This window comes from Arthrobacter sp. Leaf69, assembly GCF_001422645.1.
In the GTDB taxonomy this organism is placed as follows: Bacteria; Actinomycetota; Actinomycetes; order Actinomycetales; family Micrococcaceae; genus Arthrobacter.
Genome location: NZ_LMLR01000001.1, coordinates 438,246 through 459,111 on the forward strand (window position 1 = coordinate 438,246; position 20,866 = coordinate 459,111).

At 65.1% G+C, this 20,866-nt stretch carries 26 protein-coding genes; 17 read left to right on the forward strand and 9 right to left on the reverse strand.

Annotated elements, in window-relative coordinates; translation table 11 throughout:
* Nucleotide 1 precedes the first annotated feature (1 nt).
* From rplR to ASE96_RS02130, 16 genes are all read left to right on the forward strand, one after another.
* Nucleotides 2–385 carry a 50S ribosomal protein L18 gene (rplR, locus tag ASE96_RS02055; RefSeq protein WP_018773674.1) on the forward strand — a complete coding sequence of 128 codons (384 nt, stop codon included), beginning with the start codon at nt 2–4 and terminating at the stop codon, nt 383–385.
* Between the two features lie 26 nt (nt 386–411).
* Entirely contained in the window at nt 412–1,092 is a 681-nt protein-coding gene (gene rpsE / locus ASE96_RS02060) for a 30S ribosomal protein S5 (RefSeq protein WP_173403037.1), read from the forward strand.
* Nucleotides 1,093–1,095: 3 nt separating this feature from the next.
* Nucleotides 1,096–1,302, forward strand: a complete 207-nt coding sequence (gene rpmD, locus ASE96_RS02065) for a 50S ribosomal protein L30 (RefSeq protein ID WP_056425250.1) — start codon at nt 1,096–1,098, stop codon at nt 1,300–1,302.
* Nucleotides 1,303–1,797 carry a 50S ribosomal protein L15 gene (rplO, locus tag ASE96_RS02070; protein ID WP_056425252.1) on the forward strand — a complete coding sequence of 165 codons (495 nt, stop codon included), beginning with the start codon at nt 1,303–1,305 and terminating at the stop codon, nt 1,795–1,797. It abuts the gene before it with no gap.
* A gap of 185 nt (nt 1,798–1,982) precedes the next feature.
* Nucleotides 1,983–3,293, forward strand: coding sequence for a preprotein translocase subunit SecY (gene secY, locus ASE96_RS02075; RefSeq protein WP_056425255.1), 1,311 nt, complete (start codon nt 1,983–1,985; stop codon nt 3,291–3,293).
* Nucleotides 3,294–3,298: 5 nt separating this feature from the next.
* Nucleotides 3,299–3,868 (forward strand): adenylate kinase, encoded by a 570-nt coding sequence (locus ASE96_RS02080; protein ID WP_200912986.1) that lies wholly within the window; start codon nt 3,299–3,301, stop codon nt 3,866–3,868.
* 105 nt (nt 3,869–3,973) lie between these two features.
* Nucleotides 3,974–4,801 (forward strand): type I methionyl aminopeptidase, encoded by an 828-nt coding sequence (gene map, locus ASE96_RS02085; protein WP_056425261.1) that lies wholly within the window; start codon nt 3,974–3,976, stop codon nt 4,799–4,801.
* A gap of 387 nt (nt 4,802–5,188) precedes the next feature.
* On the forward strand, nt 5,189–5,632 hold the full coding sequence (locus ASE96_RS02090; RefSeq protein WP_056425264.1) for a hypothetical protein: 444 nt from the start codon (nt 5,189–5,191) through the stop codon (nt 5,630–5,632).
* A gap of 186 nt (nt 5,633–5,818) precedes the next feature.
* The gene (locus ASE96_RS02095) at nt 5,819–6,841 is read left to right on the forward strand and encodes a P1 family peptidase (protein ID WP_056425268.1); all 1,023 of its coding nucleotides are present in this window, start codon (nt 5,819–5,821) and stop codon (nt 6,839–6,841) included.
* 177 nt (nt 6,842–7,018) lie between these two features.
* A complete protein-coding gene (gene infA, locus ASE96_RS02100) occupies nt 7,019–7,240 on the forward strand; it encodes a translation initiation factor IF-1 (protein ID WP_009358723.1) in 222 nt (73 codons plus the stop codon).
* A gap of 69 nt (nt 7,241–7,309) precedes the next feature.
* On the forward strand, nt 7,310–7,423 hold the full coding sequence (rpmJ, locus tag ASE96_RS02105) for a 50S ribosomal protein L36 (RefSeq protein WP_009358722.1): 114 nt from the start codon (nt 7,310–7,312) through the stop codon (nt 7,421–7,423).
* A 182-nt stretch (nt 7,424–7,605) separates the two neighbouring features.
* Complete coding sequence (gene rpsM / locus ASE96_RS02110; protein ID WP_024366110.1) at nt 7,606–7,980, forward strand: 30S ribosomal protein S13; 375 nt, start codon at nt 7,606–7,608, stop codon at nt 7,978–7,980.
* Between the two features lie 51 nt (nt 7,981–8,031).
* The gene (gene rpsK, locus ASE96_RS02115) at nt 8,032–8,433 is read left to right on the forward strand and encodes a 30S ribosomal protein S11 (protein WP_018773682.1); all 402 of its coding nucleotides are present in this window, start codon (nt 8,032–8,034) and stop codon (nt 8,431–8,433) included.
* 133 nt (nt 8,434–8,566) lie between these two features.
* Complete coding sequence (locus ASE96_RS02120) at nt 8,567–9,577, forward strand: DNA-directed RNA polymerase subunit alpha (RefSeq protein ID WP_024366109.1); 1,011 nt, start codon at nt 8,567–8,569, stop codon at nt 9,575–9,577.
* A gap of 76 nt (nt 9,578–9,653) precedes the next feature.
* Complete coding sequence (gene rplQ, locus ASE96_RS02125) at nt 9,654–10,232, forward strand: 50S ribosomal protein L17 (protein ID WP_056425271.1); 579 nt, start codon at nt 9,654–9,656, stop codon at nt 10,230–10,232.
* Between the two features lie 31 nt (nt 10,233–10,263).
* The gene (locus tag ASE96_RS02130; RefSeq protein WP_056425275.1) at nt 10,264–11,154 is read left to right on the forward strand and encodes a tRNA pseudouridine synthase A; all 891 of its coding nucleotides are present in this window, start codon (nt 10,264–10,266) and stop codon (nt 11,152–11,154) included.
* A gap of 34 nt (nt 11,155–11,188) precedes the next feature.
* On the opposite strand, the gene ASE96_RS02135 is transcribed toward ASE96_RS02130, so the two are convergent.
* Nucleotides 11,189–12,592 carry a sensor histidine kinase gene (locus ASE96_RS02135; protein ID WP_235500070.1) on the reverse strand — a complete coding sequence of 468 codons (1,404 nt, stop codon included), beginning with the start codon at nt 12,590–12,592 and terminating at the stop codon, nt 11,189–11,191.
* A 209-nt stretch (nt 12,593–12,801) separates the two neighbouring features.
* On the opposite strand from ASE96_RS02135, the gene ASE96_RS02140 reads away from it, so the two are divergent.
* Nucleotides 12,802–13,566 carry a response regulator transcription factor gene (locus ASE96_RS02140; protein WP_056425280.1) on the forward strand — a complete coding sequence of 255 codons (765 nt, stop codon included), beginning with the start codon at nt 12,802–12,804 and terminating at the stop codon, nt 13,564–13,566.
* Here ASE96_RS02140 and ASE96_RS02145 read toward each other — a convergent pair.
* From ASE96_RS02145 to ASE96_RS02180, 8 genes are all read right to left on the reverse strand, one after another.
* Complete coding sequence (locus tag ASE96_RS02145; RefSeq protein ID WP_235500071.1) at nt 13,563–14,009, reverse strand: Hpt domain-containing protein; 447 nt, start codon at nt 14,007–14,009, stop codon at nt 13,563–13,565. The two genes, ASE96_RS02140 and ASE96_RS02145, sit on opposite strands and share 4 nt — an antisense overlap.
* 86 nt (nt 14,010–14,095) lie before the next feature.
* A complete protein-coding gene (locus tag ASE96_RS02150; RefSeq protein ID WP_056425282.1) occupies nt 14,096–14,980 on the reverse strand; it encodes a type II secretion system F family protein in 885 nt (294 codons plus the stop codon).
* Between the two features lie 7 nt (nt 14,981–14,987).
* Nucleotides 14,988–15,923: a type II secretion system F family protein gene (locus ASE96_RS02155; RefSeq protein ID WP_056425284.1), complete on the reverse strand. Its 936-nt coding sequence runs from the start codon at nt 15,921–15,923 to the stop codon at nt 14,988–14,990.
* A 7-nt stretch (nt 15,924–15,930) separates the two neighbouring features.
* A complete protein-coding gene (locus ASE96_RS02160) occupies nt 15,931–17,427 on the reverse strand; it encodes a CpaF family protein (RefSeq protein WP_056425287.1) in 1,497 nt (498 codons plus the stop codon).
* The gene (locus ASE96_RS02165; RefSeq protein ID WP_056425290.1) at nt 17,428–18,618 is read right to left on the reverse strand and encodes an AAA family ATPase; all 1,191 of its coding nucleotides are present in this window, start codon (nt 18,616–18,618) and stop codon (nt 17,428–17,430) included. It lies immediately after the preceding gene.
* Nucleotides 18,615–19,382 (reverse strand): Flp pilus assembly protein CpaB, encoded by a 768-nt coding sequence (gene cpaB, locus ASE96_RS02170; protein ID WP_056425294.1) that lies wholly within the window; start codon nt 19,380–19,382, stop codon nt 18,615–18,617. Before cpaB ends, ASE96_RS02165 begins: the two co-directional genes overlap by 4 nt.
* 44 nt (nt 19,383–19,426) lie before the next feature.
* Nucleotides 19,427–20,437 (reverse strand): Tad domain-containing protein, encoded by a 1,011-nt coding sequence (locus ASE96_RS02175; protein WP_235500072.1) that lies wholly within the window; start codon nt 20,435–20,437, stop codon nt 19,427–19,429.
* Nucleotides 20,438–20,439: 2 nt separating this feature from the next.
* On the reverse strand, nt 20,440–20,814 hold the full coding sequence (locus ASE96_RS02180) for a TadE/TadG family type IV pilus assembly protein (protein WP_056425300.1): 375 nt from the start codon (nt 20,812–20,814) through the stop codon (nt 20,440–20,442).
* Between the last annotated feature and the right edge of the window lie 52 nt (nt 20,815–20,866).

The following is a 20,866-nucleotide window of genomic DNA, read 5'->3' on the forward strand; positions in this document are numbered from 1 at the left end:
CATGGCGATCGCAATTAACAAGAAGCGTACGAACAAGAGCAAGTCTGCCCAGCGCAGCCGTCGCCAGCTTCGTATCCGCAAGCGCATCTCCGGCACGGCTGTACGTCCTCGTCTGGTCGTCAACCGTTCCGCACGCCACGTATTCGTCCAGGTTGTCGATGACACCAAGGGCCTGACCGTGGCAAGCGCCTCCACTCTGGAAGCCGACCTTCGGGCATTCGACGGTGACAAGACTGCCAAGGCCAAGCGCGTTGGCGAGCTCGTCGCCGAGCGTGCCAAGGCCGCCGGTATCGAAGCAGTTGTCTTCGACCGCGGTGGTAACAAGTACCACGGCCGGATCGCCGCCGTCGCTGACGGCGCACGTGAAGGTGGGCTGGCACTGTGACCGAAAATAACGAAAAGGACATTCAGGTGACTGAAGCTGTAGCTGCTCCGGCAACTGAGACCGCTGCGCCTGCTACCACTGACGACCGCCGTGGTGGCGCTCGTCGTGGCGAGCGTGGCGACCGCGGCCAGGGCCGTGGCGACCGTGGTGGCCGTGGTGGCCGCGACGGTGGCCGCGAAGCCGAAAAGAGCCAGTTCGTAGAGCGCGTCGTAACCATCAACCGCGTTTCCAAGGTCGTCAAGGGTGGTCGTCGCTTCAGCTTCACCGCCCTCGTCGTCGTCGGTGACGGCAACGGTATGGTCGGCGTTGGCTACGGCAAGGCTAAGGAAGTTCCTGCCGCCATCGCGAAGGGCGTTGAAGAGGCCAAGAAATCCTTCTTCCGCGTTCCCCGCATCGGCAGCACCATCCCTCACCGCGTTCAGGGTGAAGCCGCCGCAGGCGTTGTTATGCTGCGTCCGGCTTCCGCTGGTACCGGTGTTATCGCCGGTGGTCCGGTCCGCGCGGTACTGGAGTGCGTGGGCATCCACGACATCCTCTCCAAGTCGCTCGGTTCCTCCAACGCCATCAACATCGTTCACGCGACCGTTGACGCGCTGAAGCGCCTCGAAGAGCCGGCAGCAGTGGCAGCACGCCGCGGCCTCCCGCTCGACGAGATCGCCCCGCCGGCAATGGTAAAGGCTCTCTTGAACCAGAAGGCAGGTGTCTGAGTCATGGCTAAGAACGTGCTTGTCTCCGACGCAAAGTTGGAGATCACTCAGCTCAAGTCCGCCATTGGCGGCAAGCAGAACCAGCGCGACACCCTGCGGTCCCTCGGCCTGAAGCGGATCGGACACACCGTTGTCCGCACCGCCGACGCCGTGACCGTCGGAATGCTCAACACGGTTCCGCACCTGGTAAAGGTAGAGGAGGCGAAGTAAATGGCAGAGAAGAAAACCGCCGAAAAGGCACAGGGCGCCACTGTTGAGAAGCAGAACGCACTGAAGGTTCACCACCTGCGTCCCGCCCCGGGTGCCAAGACCGCCAAGACCCGTGTTGGTCGTGGTGAAGGTTCCAAGGGTAAGACCGCCGGTCGCGGTACCAAGGGTACGAAGGCCCGCTACCAGATCAAGGCTGGCTTTGCCGGCGGCCAACTGCCGCTGCACATGCGCCTGCCGAAGCTGCGCGGCTTCAAGAACCCGTTCCGGGTTGAGTTCCAGGTTGTTAACCTGGACAAGCTCAACGAGCTGTTCCCGGAAGGTGGCACTGTCACCGTGGAGAACTTGGTCGAAAAGGGTGCCGTTCGCAAGAACCAGCCCGTCAAGGTGCTGGGCACCGGCGACATCACCGTCAAGGTGAACGTCACCGCCCACGCATTCTCGGCCAGCGCCGCAGAAAAGATTGAAGCAGCAGGCGGAAGCACCACCGCCCTCTAAGGAGGCGGCGGGGCAGTTGCCCGTTGTGAAAACTCCCGGTATCCGGGGCTTCGGCCCCGGGTGCCGGGAGTTTTTCTGTTTTTCCGGCCCGGCGATTGTTCGCAGGGCGCGTCCACCCGTTAGACTCGGTTGTTGGGTTTATTTGACCTATCTCACACGACTTTACTTAATACTCAGGAGGACGCTTGCTTAGCGCATTTGGCCGGGCCTTTCGCACGCCTGATCTGCGACGCAAGTTGTTGTTCACGCTGGGAATCATCACAATCTTCCGCTTGGGTGCTTTCATCCCCTCGCCTGGTGTGAGCTACCAGAATGTCCAGCAATGCTTGCAGACCGGTGAGACCTCGGGCGGTATCTACCAGCTCGTCAACCTGTTCAGCGGCGGTGCTTTGCTGCAGGTGTCGGTTTTCGCCCTGGGCATCATGCCGTACATCACGGCCAGCATCATCGTGCAGCTGCTCCGGGTGGTTATTCCCCGGTTCCAGCAGCTTTACGAGGAGGGCGCTTCGGGCCAGTCCAAGCTGACGCAGTACACCCGTTACCTCACGATCGCCCTGGGCCTGCTGAACGCCACGACCCTGGTGTCGCTGGCGCGCTCCGGCCAGTTGCTGCCGAACTGCCAGCTGCCGATCATCCCGGATGACAGCATCGTCACCACGCTCCTGATCATCATCACGCTGACGGCCGGTACCGGCCTCATCATGTGGATGGGTGAGCTCGTGACCGAAAAGGGCGTCGGCAACGGCATGTCGTTGCTCATCTTCACGTCCATTGTTGCCAGCTTCCCCGGCTCGCTCGGTGCCATCTGGACCTCGCAGGGTCCGGGCACGTTCTTTATGGTCCTCGTCATCGGCCTGCTGACCGTGGCCGCGGTGGTCTTCGTGGAGCAGTCCCAGCGCCGCATCCCGGTGCAATACGCCAAGCGCATGATCGGCCGCCGCACCGTGGGTGGCACCAGCACGTACATCCCGATCAAGGTGAACATGGCCGGCGTCGTGCCCGTCATCTTCGCTTCTTCGATGCTGTACCTGCCGGGCCTCATCTCGCAGTTCAACCAGCCCAAGCCCGGCGAGCCCGTGGCCCCTTGGGTTGAGTGGGTCAACAACAACCTGACCCGCGGCGACCACCCCATCTACATGCTGCTCTACTTCGCCATGATTGTGTTCTTCACGTACTTCTATGTTGCGATCACTTTCAACCCTGAAGAAGTTTCTGACAACATGAAGAAGTACGGCGGCTTCATTCCGGGTATCCGTGCCGGCAAGCCGACCGCGGACTACCTGCAGTATGTGCTCTCCCGGATCACGCTTCCCGGCGCCATTTACCTGGCATTTGTGGCACTGATACCGCTGGTCGCACTGGTCCTGATCAACGCCAACCAGAACTTCCCGTTCGGTGGCACCTCGATCCTGATCATGGTCGGCGTAGGTTTGGAGACCGTCAAGCAGATTGATGCGCAGCTACAGCAGCGTCACTACGAAGGGCTTTTGCGATGACGAGAATGTTGATTATCGGACCTCCCGGATCCGGCAAGGGAACGCAGGCGGAGCGCATTTCAGAGCGCCTCGGCGTCATTGCGATCTCCACGGGGGACATCTTCCGCGCCAACGTCAAAGGTGAGACGCCGCTTGGCCTCGAAGCCAAGAAGTACATGGATGCGGGCGACTTCGTTCCGGACAGCGTGACCAACAAGATGGTCCGCGACCGTCTCAGCGAGGACGACGTCGAGAACGGCTTCCTGCTGGACGGTTACCCGCGCACCACCGCGCAGGTGGACTACCTCGACGGAATCCTCGCCGACGGCGACCAGAAGCTCGACGTCGTCCTGCAGCTCACGGCCGACGACGAGGAACTCGTCACCCGCCTGCTGGGCCGCGCCAAGGAGACCGGGCGCACTGACGACAACGAAGCCGTCATCCGGCACCGCCTGGACCTGTACCACGGCCAGACGGAAGCTGTGGTGGCCAAGTATGCCGACCGCGGCATCCTGACCCGGGTCGACGGCATCGGCGGCATCGACGAGGTCACCGACCGCGTCATGCAGGCCATCAAAGAGGCCCAGTCGGCCTGATCGGCCCGTGCACTTCGAGGCTCCTCCCGGAACACCGGGAGGAGCCTCAGCCATTTGGCCGCCCGCCTCCCAGGGCGGCACAGCCCCATTGAAAGGAAGTTGCGGATGGCATTCGGCCAGCCACGCATCGAATACAAGACCAACGCCCAGATGCGCTCCATGCACCAGGCCGGGCTCGTCCTCAGCCGCGCCCTGGACGCCGCCGTTGCGGCCGCCGCACCGGGGAAGACCACCAAGGACCTCGACGCCGTGTTCGCCGCGGTGCTCAAGGACGCCGGCGCCACGTCCAATTTCCTCGGCTACCACGGCTTCCCCGCCACCATCTGCACCTCGGTCAACGAGGAAGTGGTGCACGGAATCCCCGGCAGCCGCGTCCTGCAGGACGGTGACATCCTCTCCATCGACGGCGGCGCAATCCTGGGCGGCTGGCACTCCGACTCCGCCCGCACCGTGATCGTGGGCACCGCCGACCCCGAGGATCAGCGGCTTTCCGAGGTCACCGAGGCGGCGATGTGGCACGGGATCGCTGCCCTGGCGACCGGGAAGTTCATCGGCGACATCGGAAATGCCGTGGACGACTACGTCTCCTCTGTCCCCGGGAAGGCCCTGGGCATCCTTGAGGACTACGTGGGCCACGGGATCGGCTCCGAGATGCATATGGCGCCGGATGTGCCGAACTACCGCACCAACCACCGCGGTCCCAAGATCCGCCCGGGACTCTGCCTGGCCATCGAGCCGATGCTGGTCCGCGGAAGCATCGAAACAGCCGTACTGGACGACGACTGGACCGTTGTGACAACGGACGGCAAGCGGTCCTGCCAGTGGGAGCACTCCGTCGCGGTCCACGACAAGGGCATCTGGGTTTTGTCCGCCCCGGACGGGGGAGCGGCGAAACTGGCCCCGCTCGGCGTCGTGCCCGTCCCGATCCCCTAGGGCCCGCACGGGGCGACGCGGTGACGCCGAAGTGGCTGCCGCCTGGCGACGCCCCGGCGACGCGCACGCGACGCACTTCGGCTCCGGCGACGCGAAGAATCCCTGGCGACGCCGGAGTACGGCAGCGCCAGGGATTTAGGGCGTCGGACGGAAACTGCAGTCGCGAAACCAGGCCCGTCCGCCGGGTCCGTCCCGATTCCATGACACCGTCGGGCTATCGGTTGTCTCTGCAACGGCAACGGCAACGGCAACAAGGCGAACAAGGGATACGCGGGAGTCCACATTGGAGCCGGGCCAGCGACTAATGTTTGATTTCACTGGGCTGAAATCATTGCTCGCACATTGCGAGAGTGACGCCGCCTCTGGTCCACCGGGGGAGAAGCAAACATGTTCAAAGTTGAAGCGATTGCGGACAGCTACGATCAACGGGTAGTGGATGTTGACACCGGCGTGTACCTTGAATGGCTGGTGACTGGGAGCCGGTACACCACGGAGGTTTTCAACCTCGTCCATCCCGGCGGAATGATTCCCTTTACAACCTCCCGTGAGTATGGCGTCGACCCTCACACGGGGTTGCCGTTCCTAGTGTTCAGATTCATCACCTTCGGCAGCGCAGTGAGGGCACAACTGCGGACCAAGCACCTGATCAACTGCACCTTCACGGACGACTTGGCGAAGAAGTTCTGGATGACGGTCGCTGCAGAAGCCCTGGTTGTTTTCGGCTCGGCGTACAACGGATTCAAAGTCCCGAATCGGCGATACACACGAGTCGAAGTCAACGAGAAAATCTACACTCTCGAAGACTTTGGCTACACAACATCGCCCGGTTAGATCCGCTCTCACGTCCGGTGCGCGACCGTCATGGCACCAACCGCCCGACCCGATCCCTGCGTTACCGCCGGCGACGCACACCTTGCCCTGCGACACGAGAAATCCCTGGCGACGCAGGAGCACGGCAGCGCTAGGGATTTGTCGTATCGCGAGAGGGTATCCGCCGCGAGGGCGCACAATGGTCCCATGACTGCGATTACGGACGTGCCGGGACTGAGAGTGGGCCACGCCGGCCGGACGGGCGATGGCTGGCTGAGCGGGGTGACGGTGGTGCTGCCTCCTGCGGGGACGGTGGGGTCCGTCGATGTCCGGGGAGGCGGTCCGGGTACGCACGAGACCGACGCCCTCGACCCGACCACCCTGACCCGCACCGTGGACGCCGTGGTCCTCACAGGGGGAAGCGCGTTCGGCCTCGCTGCGGCGCACGGCGCCCAGCGCTGGTGCGAGGAGAACGGCCGGGGGTTCGCCGTGACCGGCGGTGTGGTCCCGATCGTTCCGGCCGCAGCGATCTTCGACCTCGGCCGCGGCGGCGACTTCGCCGCCCGCCCGGACGCGGCCATGGGCTACGCAGCCACGGCAGGCGCCGCCGCCCGCAAGATCCAGCACGACGTCGAACGCGGCAACGTAGGAGCAGGCACCGGAGCCCTCATCGGCAGAGGAAAATACAAAGGGGGAGTAGGCACAGCCTCCATCACCCTGGAAAACGGCGTCGTCGTAGGAGCGCTGGCCGTAGTCAACGCGCTGGGACTGCCATTTGGCACATCGCCGGCGCGGGGGGAACCCGGCAGCGTGCGTCTAAGCGAGGAACGAGCGAGCACGCCGAGGGTTTCGGCCGAGGCGGCGGAAGCCGCCACGGCCACCGCGCCAGGCGAGGTGCCGCAGCCGCCCGCGCTCAACACGACCCTCGTCGTCGTCGCCACGAACGCCATCTTGGACAAGGCCGAATGCAAGCGCACGGCGTCGGCTGCCCACGCCGGCCTGGCCCGGGCGCTGGATCCCAGCCACACCCTGGCGGACGGGGACACCGTCTTTTGCCTCGCCACCGGCGCGCTCGCGCTGGACCGCAGCAGCGAGGCCGCCCGGCAGGTGAGTCTTATCACGCTGCAGAGTGCGGCAGCGGACGTCGTGCGGCTCGCCATCCTTGACGGGATCGGCTGCGCGGAGTCCGTGAGCACGCCAGCGGGCGAATTTGGTGCATACGGCCGCTGAGTGCGCTACGATTGCTGGATTTAACATTCGGGCCGTAATGGCGTAGTGTTGTCTGTTGGTTGTCTGCCCTGTTGTGCCCTTTTGTGGCCGGGAGGCATCAGCCAATCAATCAAAAACGTCCGCGGTCATTTCCGGTGCAAGCCAGAGGGCTGCGGCAAACAACAGTTAGCGGAGGGTATGGCCAAGAAGGACGGGGTCATTGAGATCGAGGGCGTTGTGACCGAGGCGCTGCCCAACGCGATGTTTCGCGTTGAGCTCACCAACAAGCACATCGTTCTGGCACACATCTCTGGAAAGATGCGCCAGCACTACATCAGGATTCTCCCTGAGGACCGGGTAGTGGTGGAGCTGAGCCCGTACGACCTGACACGTGGTCGTATCGTCTACCGCTACAAATAAACACTGGGCGGCCAGAGCAACAGCCGAAGGCCGGTCCAGCTGACCAACTGCAACACGCAAAGGAATGCCATGAAGGTCAAGCCGAGCGTCAAGCAGATCTGCGAAAAGTGCAAAGTGATCCGCCGTAATGGCCGGGTCATGGTGATCTGCGAGAACCCGCGCCACAAGCAGCGCCAGGGCTAATTTCCCTCTCGGGAAATCCTGGGTTGCTAACCCACGCAAGTAAATAAAGGCAGCACAAGCTGATCTGGGACATTGAGCACTAACGAGTCCGGACAGCTAACCCCCGGTCGGAGGCTGGGGCCGTACGGATCGTGCGGGTGTACTGCCTACGACCTCCGGTTTATTCAAGGAGCACTGCCACTATGGCTCGTCTCGCTGGCGTAGACATTCCCCGCGAAAAGCGGCTGGAAATTGCGCTTACTTACATCTACGGCGTGGGCAAGACCCGTGCACACGAAACCCTGGCTGCCACCGGCATCAGCGCGGACGTTCGGGTCAAGGACCTGTCCGACGCCGAGCTCGTCCAGCTGCGTGACTACATTGAAGGCAACTACAAGGTTGAGGGTGACCTTCGCCGCGAAGTAGCAGCAGATATCCGCCGCAAGGTTGAAATCGGCAGCTACGAAGGTATTCGCCACCGTAAGGGCCTGCCCGTACGCGGACAGCGCACGAAGACCAACGCGCGTACCCGCAAGGGTCCGAAGCGCACCGTCGCAGGCAAGAAGAAGACGCGCTAGTCCCTGAGGGACTAACTCGGCTTCCCCCGATAACTTTCTGTAGGAGAAAAAATGCCCCCGAAGACTCGTGGCGCGGTTCGCAAGCCGCGTAAGAAGGACAAGAAGAATATCGCGCTGGGCCAGGCGCACATCAAGAGCACCTTTAACAACACCATCGTGTCCATCACGGACCCGAACGGTGCTGTCATCTCCTGGGCTTCGTCCGGTGAGGTTGGTTTCAAGGGCTCACGTAAGTCCACCCCGTTCGCAGCCCAGATGGCCGCCGAAGCCGCCGCAAAGCGTGCACAGGAGCACGGTATGCGCAAGGTCGACGTATTCGTCAAGGGACCGGGTTCCGGACGCGAAACGGCTATCCGTTCGCTGCAGGCCGCTGGCCTCGAGGTTGGGTCCATCCAGGATGTCACCCCCAGCGCCCACAACGGCTGCCGTCCGCCGAAGCGCCGCCGCGTCTAAGGCTTTCCAACGCACCGGTGCTTGCCCGGACCCTCTCGGGTCCGGGCAGGCCCGGCGGCGTTAAGTCTTCAGACCGATCTTTCCACCACCTGTGTTGCGTCATATAGCGGATGCTCGCCGAAAGGAAACCTAAGTGCTCATTGCACAGCGCCCCACCCTCTCCGAAGAGGTCGTCTCCGACAACCGCTCCCGTTTCATCATTGAACCGCTGGAGCCCGGTTTCGGTTACACCCTCGGAAACTCCCTCCGCCGTACCCTGCTCTCCTCCATCCCCGGTGCCTCTGTCACGAGCATCCGGATCGATGGCGTGCTGCACGAGTTCACCACGGTTCCGGGTGTCAAGGAAGATGTCACTGAGATCATCCTGAACATCAAGAACCTGTCGGTTTCCTCCGAGCACGACGAGCCGGTTGTTGCTTACCTGCGCAAGCAGGGCCCGGGAGTCGTCACCGCCGCGGACATTGCTCCGCCGGCCGGCGTCGAATTCCACAACCCGGATCTGCACATTGCCACGCTGAACTCGAAGGGCAAGTTCGAACTCGAACTGACCATCGAGCGCGGCCGCGGCTACGTTTCGGCAGCTCAGAACAAGTCCGGCGACTCCGAGATCGGCCGCATTCCGGTCGACTCGATCTACTCGCCGGTCCTAAAGGTTACTTTCCGCGTGGAAGCTACCCGTGTTGAGCAGCGCACTGACTTCGACAAGCTCATTGTCGACGTCGAGACCAAGCAGGCCATCGCTCCGCGCGATGCCGTTGCGTCGGCAGGTACCACCCTGGTGGAACTGTTCGGTCTGGCCCGCGAGCTGAACACCGCAGCTGAAGGTATCGAGATTGGCCCGTCGCCGACGGACGCTGCCCTGGCAGCGGACATGGCCCTGCCGATCGAGGATCTGGACCTCACTGTCCGTTCCTACAACTGCCTCAAGCGTGAGGGCATCCACACCGTGGGTGAACTCGTGGCCCGCTCCGAGGCCGACCTCATGGACATCCGTAACTTCGGTGCGAAGTCCATCGATGAGGTCAAGGCAAAGCTGGTTGAACTGGGCCTGTCCCTCAAGGACTCGCCTCCCGGTTTTGACCTCGCAGCACGCGCCGCAGCAATTGAAGAGGACGACGCCGCTTTCAGCGACGACGAGCTCTAACAAACAGATCTTGGCCCGCGGGCTGATGCACCACGGTGTGCGCAGCCCAACGGCTTCCATATGAGGAGAAACTATTATGCCTACCCCCGCTAAGGGTCCGCGCCTCGGAGGCGGAGCGGCTCACGAGCGTCTTATGCTCGCGAACCTGTCCGCCGCACTGTTCGAGCACAAGCGGATCACCACCACGGTGACCAAGGCCAAGCGACTGAAGCCCTACGCCGAGCGTCTGGTGACTTTCGCCAAGCGTGGCGACCTGGCTTCCCGCCGTCGTGTGCTCGGCCTGATCAGCAACAAGGGCGTCGTCCACGAGCTGTTCACCGATATTGCACAGGCAGTGGAGAACCGCAACGGCGGCTACACCCGCATCACCAAGATCGGCAACCGCAAGGGCGACAACGCTCCCATGGCTGTCATCGAACTGGTTCTCGAACCGGTTTCCGCTAAGCAGGCAGTTGTAGCCGAGGCTACGTCCGCCGCCAAGCGCGATGCTGACAAGAAGGACGCTGACAAGGCAGAAGCTGCTCCGGTTGCCGAGACCGAAGCTGCTGAAACCGAAGAGGCTCCGGCCGCTGAAGCTGCCGAGACTGAAGCAGCTACCGAAGAGGCTCCGGCCGCTGAGGAAGCAGACGCCAAGGCCGAGAAGGACGCGAAGTAATTCGCTGATTTCTTCGCATAGACTTAAGTCTATGAACCACCAGAAACCCGCGGCCCCCGTTACAGGGGGCGGCGGGTTTCTGCGTATCCGGCTTGATCTTGCGTACGACGGCGGACCCTTCAACGGGTGGGCTGTCCAGCCCGGCCGGCGCACCGTTCAGGGCGCATTGGAAGAGGCCCTGGCGCTGCTGATCCGCCGGCCCATCAGGGTCACCGTCGCCGGACGGACCGACGCCGGTGTGCACGCCCGCGGGCAGGTGGTCCACGTGGACCTCAGCGAGGCGGAGTGGCTGGGACTGAACCGCGGCGTGGAGCTGGACCCGTCGGTGGCGCTGCTGCGGCGCCTCCGCGGTGCTCTCAGCCGCGGGCTCGGAGACCTTACCGGGGCCATTGAAGTCCACCGCGTTTCCATCGCACCCGTTGGCTTCGACGCCCGGTTCTCCGCGCTCTGGCGCCGCTACAGCTACCGGATCGCGGACGGCCAGGCCCGCTGGGACCCCCTGGGCCGCACGTCGACGCTGTGGCACAAGGACCAGCTGGACGTCGGGCTGCTCAACGAGGGCGCGTCGCAGCTGCTGGGACTCCAGGATTTCCGCTCCTACTGCAAGCCACGGGAAGGCGCCACGACCATCCGGGAGCTGCAGCGCTTCGAGTTTTCCCGTGGCGCCGACGGCGTCCTGGTGGCCACTGTCCAGGCCGATGCGTTCTGCCACAACATGGTCCGCTCGCTGGTCGGCTCGGCGCTGTATGTCGGTGCCGGCGTCGAGAAGCCGGGCTGGCTGCACGAACGGCTGCTCGCCCGGCAGCGGGACGCCAGATCCGTGCTCGCCGCCCCGCATCCGCTGGTCCTGGAAGAGGTGGCCTACCCGTCGGCCAGCGGGCTGCTGGCCAGGGCCGAGCTGACGCGCGCCCGGCGCCAGTAATCCGGCGCCAGTACCAACCGCCCGGACCAGGGTGCTAGAAGGCCGGCGGGGCCGCCTCCGCGGGGAGCTCCACGGTGAAGGTACTCCCGCGGCCGGGCCGCGAGCTGCAGGAAATCGAACCGCCATGCCGTTCCACGATCGCCTTGGTGATGGACAGGCCCAGCCCGGCACCGGGAATGGAGCCCTCGCGGACCGCCGGGCTGCGGAAGAACCGGGTGAAGACCCGTGCGGCGTCGGCAGCCGTCATCCCCATGCCGTCATCCGCCACGTGCAGCAGCACCCGTTCGCCGGCCGTGCTGGCGGAGACACGCACAGTGCCGCCGTCGGGGGAATACTTGATGGCGTTGGAAACGAGGTTGTCGAGGGCCTGGCCGATCCGCAACGGATCAACATGGGCCCAGAGCGGGGCGGGAAGGTCCATGGAGAGCGCAACCCGGGAGGCCTGGGCGTGGGCCTGAGCCGAGCCCAGGCTGGCTTCGACCAAGCTGGACAAGTCGGTCCGGCGGGGGTGGACGTGCACAGTGGAGTTGGCGGACATCAACAGGTCCGAGACGAGGGCCAGCAGCCGCTCCGCGTTGCGTTGCGCCACCTCGATCCGGCGCACGGTGGTGGTGGAGAGCTCGGCAGAGTCACCAAGCGCCAGGTCCAGGTTGCCTATGATCGAGGTCAACGGGGTCCGGAACTCGTGGGAGACGGTGGAGACGACGTCGTCCTTGACGGCCAGGGCATCGACCAGCCCCGTGACCTCGTTGAACACAACGACGGCGCCCCGGAAGCCGCCAACATCATCCCGCAGCGGGCGTGCGCCGGTTGAAACCACCCGGCAGCCCGGTGCCTCGCCGAAGCGCACGAGGTAGTCCGCGAAGGACTCGCCGGACGCGGCCCGCCGGATGGGACGGCGTTCGAGGGAGAGCGGAGTGGCCTGATCCTGGCCGGTGAGCAGGAGTTGGGCCTCCCCGGTCTCGTGTGCGGCACCCGCGGGCGCCGCAGACTTTTCAAGTTCCGACTGCCAGCTGTTGGTCAGCAGACGCCGGCCGGCGGCGTCGACCGCAACAATACCGACGTCGACAGTGTCCAGGATCGTGTTAAGCAGGCGTTCGCGCTCCCGGCTGTCCGCGAGCAGTGCCTGCAGCTCCGCTTCCTTGGCGCCGGTCCGGCGCTGTTCCTCGCGCAGCCGTGCCCGGGCAAGGCTCAGGGCGAAAGAAGCGGAAAGGGTGACGCCCGCCGCGAGCACCACAGCGGCGGTCAGCCCCGGGGCCTCGAGGAGGCCCGGCCAGCCGACGGCAGCCGCCAGCCCCGCAGCAGCCGCCAGCCCCGCAGCAGCCGCCAGCCCGGCAGCAACCGCCAGTGCCAATGGGAGGTGTCGCACCACCCACGCGCGCGGACCCAAGGCCTTGCCGAAACCGTCCGCACGCCGGACGTGCTGCTGTTCACTCACTGAAGCCGCGCTCCCTTCCTGCTCCAGTTTTACACCTGTTGTCACATAAACTTGACACAAAGTTGAGTATTCTGCCTTCTGTTACTGCGCCGTAACCGGGTTTTTCCCCCGGCATAGGTATTCTGGCAATGCCGGGTGGGGGCCGGGCGATGATCCCTGCCGGCGCACCCGCGTTGGCGAGTGGAGCAGGACCAGATGTGAGGGGGGCCATGACCGACCTTGGAGTCGCCGTCGTAGTTGAAGACGACGTAGACGTTCGCAACCTTGTCGAAGCCGTGCTGAGCCAGGCGGGATTCGAAGTCCATTCGGCCGGGGAAGGCCGCGAAGGTGTGGACGCTGTCCGGCGTCTGGAGGCCAACGTAGTCACCCTGGACGTGGGGCTCCCTGACATCGACGGCTTCGAAGTCCTCCGCCGGATCCGCCAGTTCAGCGATGCCTATGTGGTGATGTTGACGGCCCGCACTGACGAGCTGGACACGCTCACGGCGCTGCACACCGGGGCCGATGATTTTATGACGAAGCCGTTCCGCCCCCGCGAGCTGCGCGCCCGGGTGGCTGCCATGATGCGGCGCCCCCGCCAGGACACCATCAGCGGTGTTGCCCAGCCGGCAGTTGCCGCGGAGTCCGCCGCCCCGCCGCGGGACTCCGTGCTCCGCCACAACGGGCTGGCCCTGAACCCGGACAGCCGCACTGTGACGGTCGATGGTGCGCCCGTCAGCCTGACCCGCAGCGAGTTCGACCTGCTGCATGCCTTGCTCAAGGGGGCCGGCGCCGTCCGGTCCAAGACGGACCTGGTCCGCGTGGTGCGGGGCGAGTACTACAGGGCGGATGCGTACATCGGCGAATCCGACGAACGCGCTGTCGAAGTGCATATCGGAAACCTGCGGCGGAAGCTGCGCGAGGATCCCCTGCAGCCGCGCTGGCTTCAGACGATCCGCGGCGTGGGATACCGGCTCGCCCCGGAGCGGGACTAGCTCTCCCAGAGAATGTAGCTGTACTGCAGCTCATCCACCGTTTCGCTGCCGCTCTCGGCCACCTCGCCCAGCAGTGTGCCGGCCCGGTCCATGTCGCCGCCGCGGACCGCCGCCTCCAGCTCCCCGGCAAGCCGGGCGAGCTGCACGCCGCCCACCATGGCCGAGGACGTTTTCAGGCTCAGCACCGCCTCCAGGGAGCCGGCCTGGTCCCGGCGGTCCAGCGCCGACGCCAGCGCGTTGTAGCGCTGGTCCCACATCTTGGCGTAGTCCCGGGCGAACCCCTTGGCGACCGACGGGCTTTCCAGCTGCACACCCAGGTCCTGCAGTGCCGCGGGGTCCACAAGCGGGGCTGCGTCAGGGACGGCAAGCCCTGATCCGCCGGCGGCTGCGGGGGCGAAAGCGGTGTTGGCGTCGCCGCCGTCGGGGGCACTGAGAAAGGACATGCGACCACGGTACTTCCTGTCACGGCCGAGACCCCGCACTCCGGGTGATCCTGCGGAAAACTTGTGGCATTCCGGCGACGGCGGCGCTATTGGCCGCTGAACGTGTCAATCGCGTTGATGACGGCGGGGCCCAGGACGGCAATAAAGAGCACCGGGAAGATGAAGAAAAGCAACGGGAACAGGATGGTCACGGGCAGCTTCATGGCCTTTTCCTCGGCCCGCTGCCGGCGCTTGACCCGCATCACCTTCGCCTGGATCCGGAGCACCCGGCTGATGGCGATGCCATAGGTGTCTGCCTGCACCACCGCCTGGACGAAGCTGCGCAGCTCCGGGATGTTCGTCCGCTCGGACAACGCCAGATACGACTCGCGGCGGCTCCGGCCCACCTGCATGTCCTGCAGCGTCCGCACGAGTTCCTCGGCGAGTGGCCCTTTGCCGTTCTCGCCCGCCCGGGCCATGGCTCCCTCGAAACCCAGGCCCGCCTCCACGGAGATGAGCATCTGGTCGAGGGTGTTGGCGAGTTCCAGCTGCATAATTTTCTGCCGCTCCTGGCCCTTGCTGTACAGCAGCAGGTCGGGGATGAAATAGCCCAGCAGTACTACAAAAACGCCCACCAGCTTGATGATCGGCGTCGGACCGCTGGAACTGATGTAGAAGCCGAGCGCGGCGCCCACGATCCCCAGCAGCGGCTTCGCCGCCAGGACCCGTCCCAGCGGCAGCGAAGCGGGACGTCCGGCGAGCGACAGCAGCTTGTCGAGCCTGCGCACGTACCCGGCGGGCGTCAGCCGGTAGCCGAGCCGCTCCAGCAGCCTGCTCTGGTTCTGCTCCGTATGCCCGGCGGCGTCCGAGCCGAGGGCAAGCATCGTGCGGATGGCCCGCTGGGAGGGGCGGTCAACGGACAACAGCGACCACACCAGGTACCCCAGCGGAACGGAGACCAACAGCACGGAAAGCAGGACAAGGGAGTTCACGGCCGCCTCAGAACTTCAGGTCGATGATCTTGCGCATCCACAAGCCGCCGATCGTCATCAGGATGACGGACGCCCCGATCATGCCCCAGCCCAGCGGATTGGTGAACATCACGTTCATGTAGCCGGGGTTGACCAGCATCAGCATGACCACGATCCCGATGGGCATGGCCATCAGGATGTAGGCGGAGAACTTTCCCTCGGCGGCGAGGGACTTGATGTGGCCCTTGATTTCGCTGCGCTCGCGGATGGTTTCATTCACCTGGTCCAGCACCTCGGCCAGGTTTCCGCCGACTTCGCGGTTGATCTGGATGGCCTGGGCGATCCAGACGAAGTCCTCGTTCCGCATCCGCTCGGCGGTGTCATTGAGGGAGGACTGCAGGTCCCGGCCCAGGCTGGTTTCCGTGACCACCCGGCGCATCTCCTCTGACGTCGGACTCAGCGATTCGGTGGCGGCGGCGTCAATGGCCCGCAGGATGCTGTGCCCTGCCCGCAGGCCGCCGGCCAGGAGCTGGAGGGTATCGCCGAGCTGCTGGTCGAAGGTGTTCCGGCGTTTGCCGGCCAGGAAGCCGAGCACAAGATGCCCCGCCAGCGGGGACAGCAGCACGAAGACAACCGCCAGCAGCGGCCCGGCCACCACCAGGCCGGCCAGCGCTCCGACCAGGGCGCCGGCCAGCACCAGGACAAAAAAGTCGGCCTGGCTCATCCGCAGCCCGGCGTTTTCCAGGGTTTCCCGGTTGAAGAGCCGGACTTTTCGTTGGGCGAAGAATCCGTCCACCAGGTTCACTGCGGAGCCGGCGAACCGGGTCAGCTGTGAGTCGGGCTGGTGCTGGACCGGCCTGCGCCGGTCCAGGGGCACACCGGTTCCGCCCGTGGCCAGCAGCGCGTAGCCGAGCAACAGCACCGCCGTGAACAGCAGCCCAACTCCGATAGGCAACAGGGTCATCCGGGGCTCACATCCGTCCGGCTGCGGTCAGCGGGGCGGCAAACACGGCGGGGGAGACGTGGATGCCCAGATCCTCGAAGCGGTCAATAAAGCGCGGGCGGATGCCGGTGGGAACCGGTTTGCCCAGGAAGCGGCCGTGGGGGTCGACGCCGGCTGAATAGTCGAAGACAAAGGCGTCCTGAAGCGTCACGATGTCCCCTTCCATGCCTTGGACCTCCGTGACGTGGGTGATCCGGCGGGTGCCGTCGCGGAGCCGGGAAATCTGGACGATCAGGTTCACGGCTGAGGCGATCTGCTCGCGGATGGCCCGCAGCGGCAGGTCCATGCCGGCCATCAGCACCAGGGTTTCCAGGCGGGCGACGGCGTCCCGGGGGGAGTTCGAGTGGACCGTCGAGAGGGACCCGTCGTGGCCGGTGTTCATGGCCTGGAGCATGTCCAGGGACTCGCCGCCGCGGACCTCGCCCACCACGATCCGGTCGGGGCGCATACGCAGGGAGTTGCGGAGCAGTTCACGGATGGTCACTTCGCCCTTGCCCTCGGTGTTGGGCGGGCGGCTTTCGAGCCGGACCACGTGGCGCTGCTGGATCTGCAGTTCGACTGCGTCCTCGATGGTGACGATCCTCTCGTCGTCGGGCAGGAAGGAGGAAAGCACGTTGAGCAGGGTGGTCTTGCCGGTGCCGGTGCCGCCGGAGACGATGATGTTCAGCTTCGCCTTCACACAAGCGTTCAGCAGTTCGGCCATCTCCGGTGTCAGGGTGCCAAACTCGATGAGGTTCCGCACAGTCAGCGGCACCTTGCTGAACTTCCTGATGGTCAGCGAGGACCCGCCCACGGCGAGCGGGGGGATCACGGCGTTGACGCGGGAACCGTCCTCGAGCCGTGCGTCCACCAGCGGGGAGGACTCGTCGATCCGGCGGCCCACCTTGGAAACAATCCGCTCAATCACCTTGCGCAGGTGGTCTTCGGAGCTGAAACGCGATTCGGTCAGCGTCAGCTTGCCGTGCCGCTCGACGTAGATCTGGTCCATGCAGTTGACCATGATTTCCGTGACGGCGGGATCGTCCAGGAGGCGCTGCAGGGGGCCGTAGCCCAGCACGTCGTCGGCGACGTCCTGGACGAGGCGGGAGCGTTCGTCGGCGGAGAGCGGTACCTGCTCGGCGTCGATGATCCGGATCAGTTCCTCCCGCGCGGAGGTGCGCAGTTCGTCCTCCTTGACGGCGGAATCGTTGAACCGGGTGCCCATTCGCTCGAACAGCGCGGTCGCGGCGCGCTCCTTGAGCGCTGCGAACACGTCCACCGGCTGCTGGGCCCTGGCCCGGTACCCCTCGGCCGGTTCTGTCGCCGCTGCGGCAACTGCGGAGGGCTTCCGGAGTTCGACGACGGCGGCGAGCGGCGCCGTCGGCTCCGCCCGGGAGGGTGGTTGGGTGCGCTCGGGCTTCGGCGCCGGCGCGGCGGCCGGGGGCGGGGTGCCCTCGGCCGTGCGGAGCCGTTCGGAGAGCTTCACTCAGACCACCACCCGGCGGTGCAGCTTCTTTTGCGCCGTGGCGCGCCACGCAGGATCGAACCGGGACACCAGTTGCTTGAGTCCCTTGACGGCCGGGTCTTTGCGGCCGTCCTGCAGGACCGGGATGCCGCGGTTGGTGGAGAACGCGACGGCTTTGGAGCGGGGGATGCTGACATCCACGGGTGCGCCGATGGTGGCTTCGACGTCCTGGACGCTGAGCCCGGACTTGGCATCGGCCATGTTCAGGACCACATGCCGGGTCTCCGGGAGCAGGTCCAGCCGGCGGAGGATGCCGAGCCCGGAGCGCAGCCCGCGGATGCTCGGGACGTCCATGGCGGTGACCCAGACGACGTCGGTGCACTGTTCCATGGCGGCCAGCCCCACCTCGGGGAGGCCGGGGGCGGTGTCCACCACGACGTACTGGAACTGTTCCGCGAGTTGTTCCAGGAGCCGGGAGACCTGCTGCGGGGTGATGTCGTCGGCCTCCTCCGGGCTCCGCGGCGCGCAGAGGGCGTAAATGTTTCCGGGGTGCACAGTCAGGAACGCCTTGAGGACCAGCGAGTCGTTGCTGGCGGCGGCCGAGACCGCGTCCGTCACGGTGTGCTCGGGATTGAGGTACAGACCCGACGCCACATCCCCGAACTGCAGATCCAGGTCGACGATAACGACGCCCATCGGCGCGACCTTGCCCAGGCCGATGGCGATGTTGGTGGCGATGGTGGTTTTGCCGACCCCGCCCTTGGGGGAGAAGACCCCCACGACCAGTCCTTTGGGGCCCTCGGCCTGGTGGACGGCGGCCGTCCGGTTCCGGCTCGCATACGACTGGCAGGCCCGCTCCAGCAGCATCCGGATCTGGGCCGGATCCGACTCCGGGCTGAGGATGTCCCGGATGCCCGCGCGCATGGCGAGCAGGACAAAGGCGGGGTCCGGGTCGCCCACCAGGACCACACTGAGCTCCGGCAGCTGCACATCAAAGACCGTGGCGAGCCGCAGGGCGTCCTCCACCGGGATGTCCGGCCCCAGGATCAGCACCTCGGGGCGCTCCTGGTTGAGGTTCGCGAACAGTTCGCCGGGGTCCGCCGGGTTGACGAACGCGAAGGTCTGCAGCCCGCCCGGAAGCCCGCCGGCCAGGGCCTGCCGGACGCGGGAGTCGAAGTCGGTGTTCGGGGTGATCAGCACAAAGCGGCTCACTTGTAGACCTCCGGTTTCGTCATGATTCCTGGTCGGCCGCTGTCCGTCGCGTTGAGCGGTTCCTTGCTCAGCCAGAGGGTTGCGAATTCCGCGGCATAGATGATCTTTGTGGCATTCACGTCGTTCACGGCAACGGTCAACATGAGGGACCCGGTGGGGAGGGACATGTCCTCGGCCGGGGGTGCCGAGCCGTCCGCTGTCGGCTGCGGTGACGGAGTGGGAACGGGAGCCCGCTGCACGGCGGTCACGAGGACTTTGTGGATGGTCAGCTGCGTCGTTTCCTTCTCCGGCTTGGCTTCGAGGCCGCCGGTCTTCAAGTTAATGAAAATGCCGACGTGGTCGCCCGGAGCGATCCGGCCGCCGACCACGCGCTGGGGTTCAAGCTGGAAGGAAACCTCCTGCAGCCCCTTGGGGACTTCCACCGATCCGCTGGCTTTGAGCTCTTCCGGTGCGATCAGCCGCTCGGCTACGAGCTGCTCGCCCGGGAGCAGCTCGACGGCGGTGACCTTTCCGGCGAGGCCATCGAGGTTCTTCAGCGCCGACTCGGTGACAGCCTTGCCGGGAAGTTCCTCGCTGGACACAAAGGTCTTCAGCGCTTCCACCGGGGTCCCCGCAGGCACAGCCTTCTTCACCACGAGGACGGCGACCGGGTCCAGTCCCTGCACGGCCCTGGTGTCGGCACCCTGCGCGTAGCTGACCACGAGGAGGGCACCGACGATCGCCAAGACTAGGGCGGCGACTCCGGCCAACAAGCGTGACTTCAAAGACTGCTCCTGAATTTAGGGTTCGGGTGTGGCGACGGTGGGTGCTATTGCGTGAGCTTGACGACGCCGACGCCGAAGTCCTCCGGCGTTCCCAAAGTGAAGGCGTTGTCTAGGGAGACGTAACGGATGAAGCTCCCGATGACGCCGGTGCAGCTGCCGTCGCAGGCCAGTGCGGGAGGAACGTAAGGAGGCTTGTTGTGAAACGTCCGGGGGAAAGTATTGCCGTTGAAGCTCCAACCTTTGACTTTGAAGGCCGCAAAGGAAGTGAGTTTGTATTTGGTGCTGGAACCGGTTCCATCTACCAGATCAAAGATCGGGAGTAGGACAGTGACGTCCTTTCCTGCTGTGATGTCTGCTGCCCAGGCCCGCAATTGGTCGTCGCAGACGTCGGGATAGCTGTTACCGGGATCGCTGGGGGCCCAAGCCGAGGCATTGACGATTCCTGCGCACGTTCCCGATGTGCGCGTCAGCCACCCGAAGCCACCCGGGACAGCAGCTCCAGACGGCCCGTAGTTGCAAGACGTCTCGGTCTTGCTGCCGTGGCTCACTAGCAATTGCATGCCGCCGTCGACGTGAAACTTCACTTGGCAAACAGAGAAGGCGATGGGGAACGCCGTCGGGCCCGCCACCGGCCGGCCCCACTGCACCGTGGCGCCGGCCGTTACGGCGGCGTCGTTGAAACCCATTGCCCGGGCGAAGAAGAGGGAAACGTGGTTGGGCTCCTTCCCGGCCTCCTGCGCTCCGGCTGTCACTTTCACCGTGCCTGACGCTTTGTCCAGTGCGAGGTCCGCAATATTGCTCGCGCCGTCGCCGGCGTTGCTGTTCGCGAGGCCGCGGGCCAGAGCGGACGTCGTGGAGCAGTCGGCGTCGTCGATGTTCCGGGCACATTTTTGCGCAATGGCCAGGGCCGCGGAGTCGGCGCCATTGCGCAGTTGGGTCCTTTCGGCGTACAGCATCCCGGCATCGACCGCCAGAGCGGTGAAGCCGAGCAAGGTCACCATGAGGATTGCGACCATGACGCTGATGGCGCCGCGTTCGCCGTCGGCGGGTGTCATTCCTAGCCTCCGCACAGCATGACTCCTCTGCCCTCCATGGTGAATGGGCCTGCAATGCCGGTCATCGTGGCGAGCGAATACGTGATCCTGAACGTAACTTGAGCCCCGGTGGTGCACGTGGCGGGGGTGATTGTGATGTTGGTGTCGGATAGCACCGGTTTCAGTGCCGGGGCTGAGTTCTTCGCCGCCGTTCGGGCCGCGGTGGCATTGTTGCTGATTGCCATGACCCGGACTCCTTCGCGGGCTGCGCTGGAGAGGGTGACTTGCGTGTTGTAAGCCCGGCCGAACTCCGTGATGCCGAGCAGCAGCATCACCAGGACCGGTGCCAGAAGGGCGAACTCTACCGCAACGGCGCCCCGTTCCGTTGTTTTGGACATGGGGGACCGCCTTCCTGTTTGGAGTCGGGTTCAGAGTGAACTGTGTGGTGGC

What these genes read in the sequence shown, in the direction of transcription:
- map (WP_056425261.1), top strand. Translation starts at nt 3,974, where the DNA reads ATGGCATTCGGCCAGCCACGCATCGAATACAAGACCAACGCCCAGATG.
- ASE96_RS02140 (WP_056425280.1), top strand. Translation starts at nt 12,802, where the DNA reads ATGACCGACCTTGGAGTCGCCGTCGTAGTTGAAGACGACGTAGACGTT.
- ASE96_RS02080 (WP_200912986.1), top strand. Translation starts at nt 3,299, where the DNA reads ATGTTGATTATCGGACCTCCCGGATCCGGCAAGGGAACGCAGGCGGAG.
- ASE96_RS02145 (WP_235500071.1), bottom strand. Translation starts at nt 14,009, where the DNA reads ATGTCCTTTCTCAGTGCCCCCGACGGCGGCGACGCCAACACCGCTTTC.
- ASE96_RS02175 (WP_235500072.1), bottom strand. Translation starts at nt 20,437, where the DNA reads ATGACACCCGCCGACGGCGAACGCGGCGCCATCAGCGTCATGGTCGCA.
- ASE96_RS02130 (WP_056425275.1), top strand. Translation starts at nt 10,264, where the DNA reads ATGAACCACCAGAAACCCGCGGCCCCCGTTACAGGGGGCGGCGGGTTT.
- infA (WP_009358723.1), top strand. Translation starts at nt 7,019, where the DNA reads ATGGCCAAGAAGGACGGGGTCATTGAGATCGAGGGCGTTGTGACCGAG.
- ASE96_RS02095 (WP_056425268.1), top strand. Translation starts at nt 5,819, where the DNA reads ATGACTGCGATTACGGACGTGCCGGGACTGAGAGTGGGCCACGCCGGC.
- rpsM (WP_024366110.1), top strand. Translation starts at nt 7,606, where the DNA reads ATGGCTCGTCTCGCTGGCGTAGACATTCCCCGCGAAAAGCGGCTGGAA.
- rpmJ (WP_009358722.1), top strand. Translation starts at nt 7,310, where the DNA reads ATGAAGGTCAAGCCGAGCGTCAAGCAGATCTGCGAAAAGTGCAAAGTG.
- rpsK (WP_018773682.1), top strand. Translation starts at nt 8,032, where the DNA reads ATGCCCCCGAAGACTCGTGGCGCGGTTCGCAAGCCGCGTAAGAAGGAC.
- ASE96_RS02155 (WP_056425284.1), bottom strand. Translation starts at nt 15,923, where the DNA reads ATGACCCTGTTGCCTATCGGAGTTGGGCTGCTGTTCACGGCGGTGCTG.
- rplR (WP_018773674.1), top strand. Translation starts at nt 2, where the DNA reads ATGGCGATCGCAATTAACAAGAAGCGTACGAACAAGAGCAAGTCTGCC.
- ASE96_RS02180 (WP_056425300.1), bottom strand. Translation starts at nt 20,814, where the DNA reads ATGTCCAAAACAACGGAACGGGGCGCCGTTGCGGTAGAGTTCGCCCTT.
- rplO (WP_056425252.1), top strand. Translation starts at nt 1,303, where the DNA reads ATGGCAGAGAAGAAAACCGCCGAAAAGGCACAGGGCGCCACTGTTGAG.
- ASE96_RS02090 (WP_056425264.1), top strand. Translation starts at nt 5,189, where the DNA reads ATGTTCAAAGTTGAAGCGATTGCGGACAGCTACGATCAACGGGTAGTG.
- rpmD (WP_056425250.1), top strand. Translation starts at nt 1,096, where the DNA reads ATGGCTAAGAACGTGCTTGTCTCCGACGCAAAGTTGGAGATCACTCAG.
- rplQ (WP_056425271.1), top strand. Translation starts at nt 9,654, where the DNA reads ATGCCTACCCCCGCTAAGGGTCCGCGCCTCGGAGGCGGAGCGGCTCAC.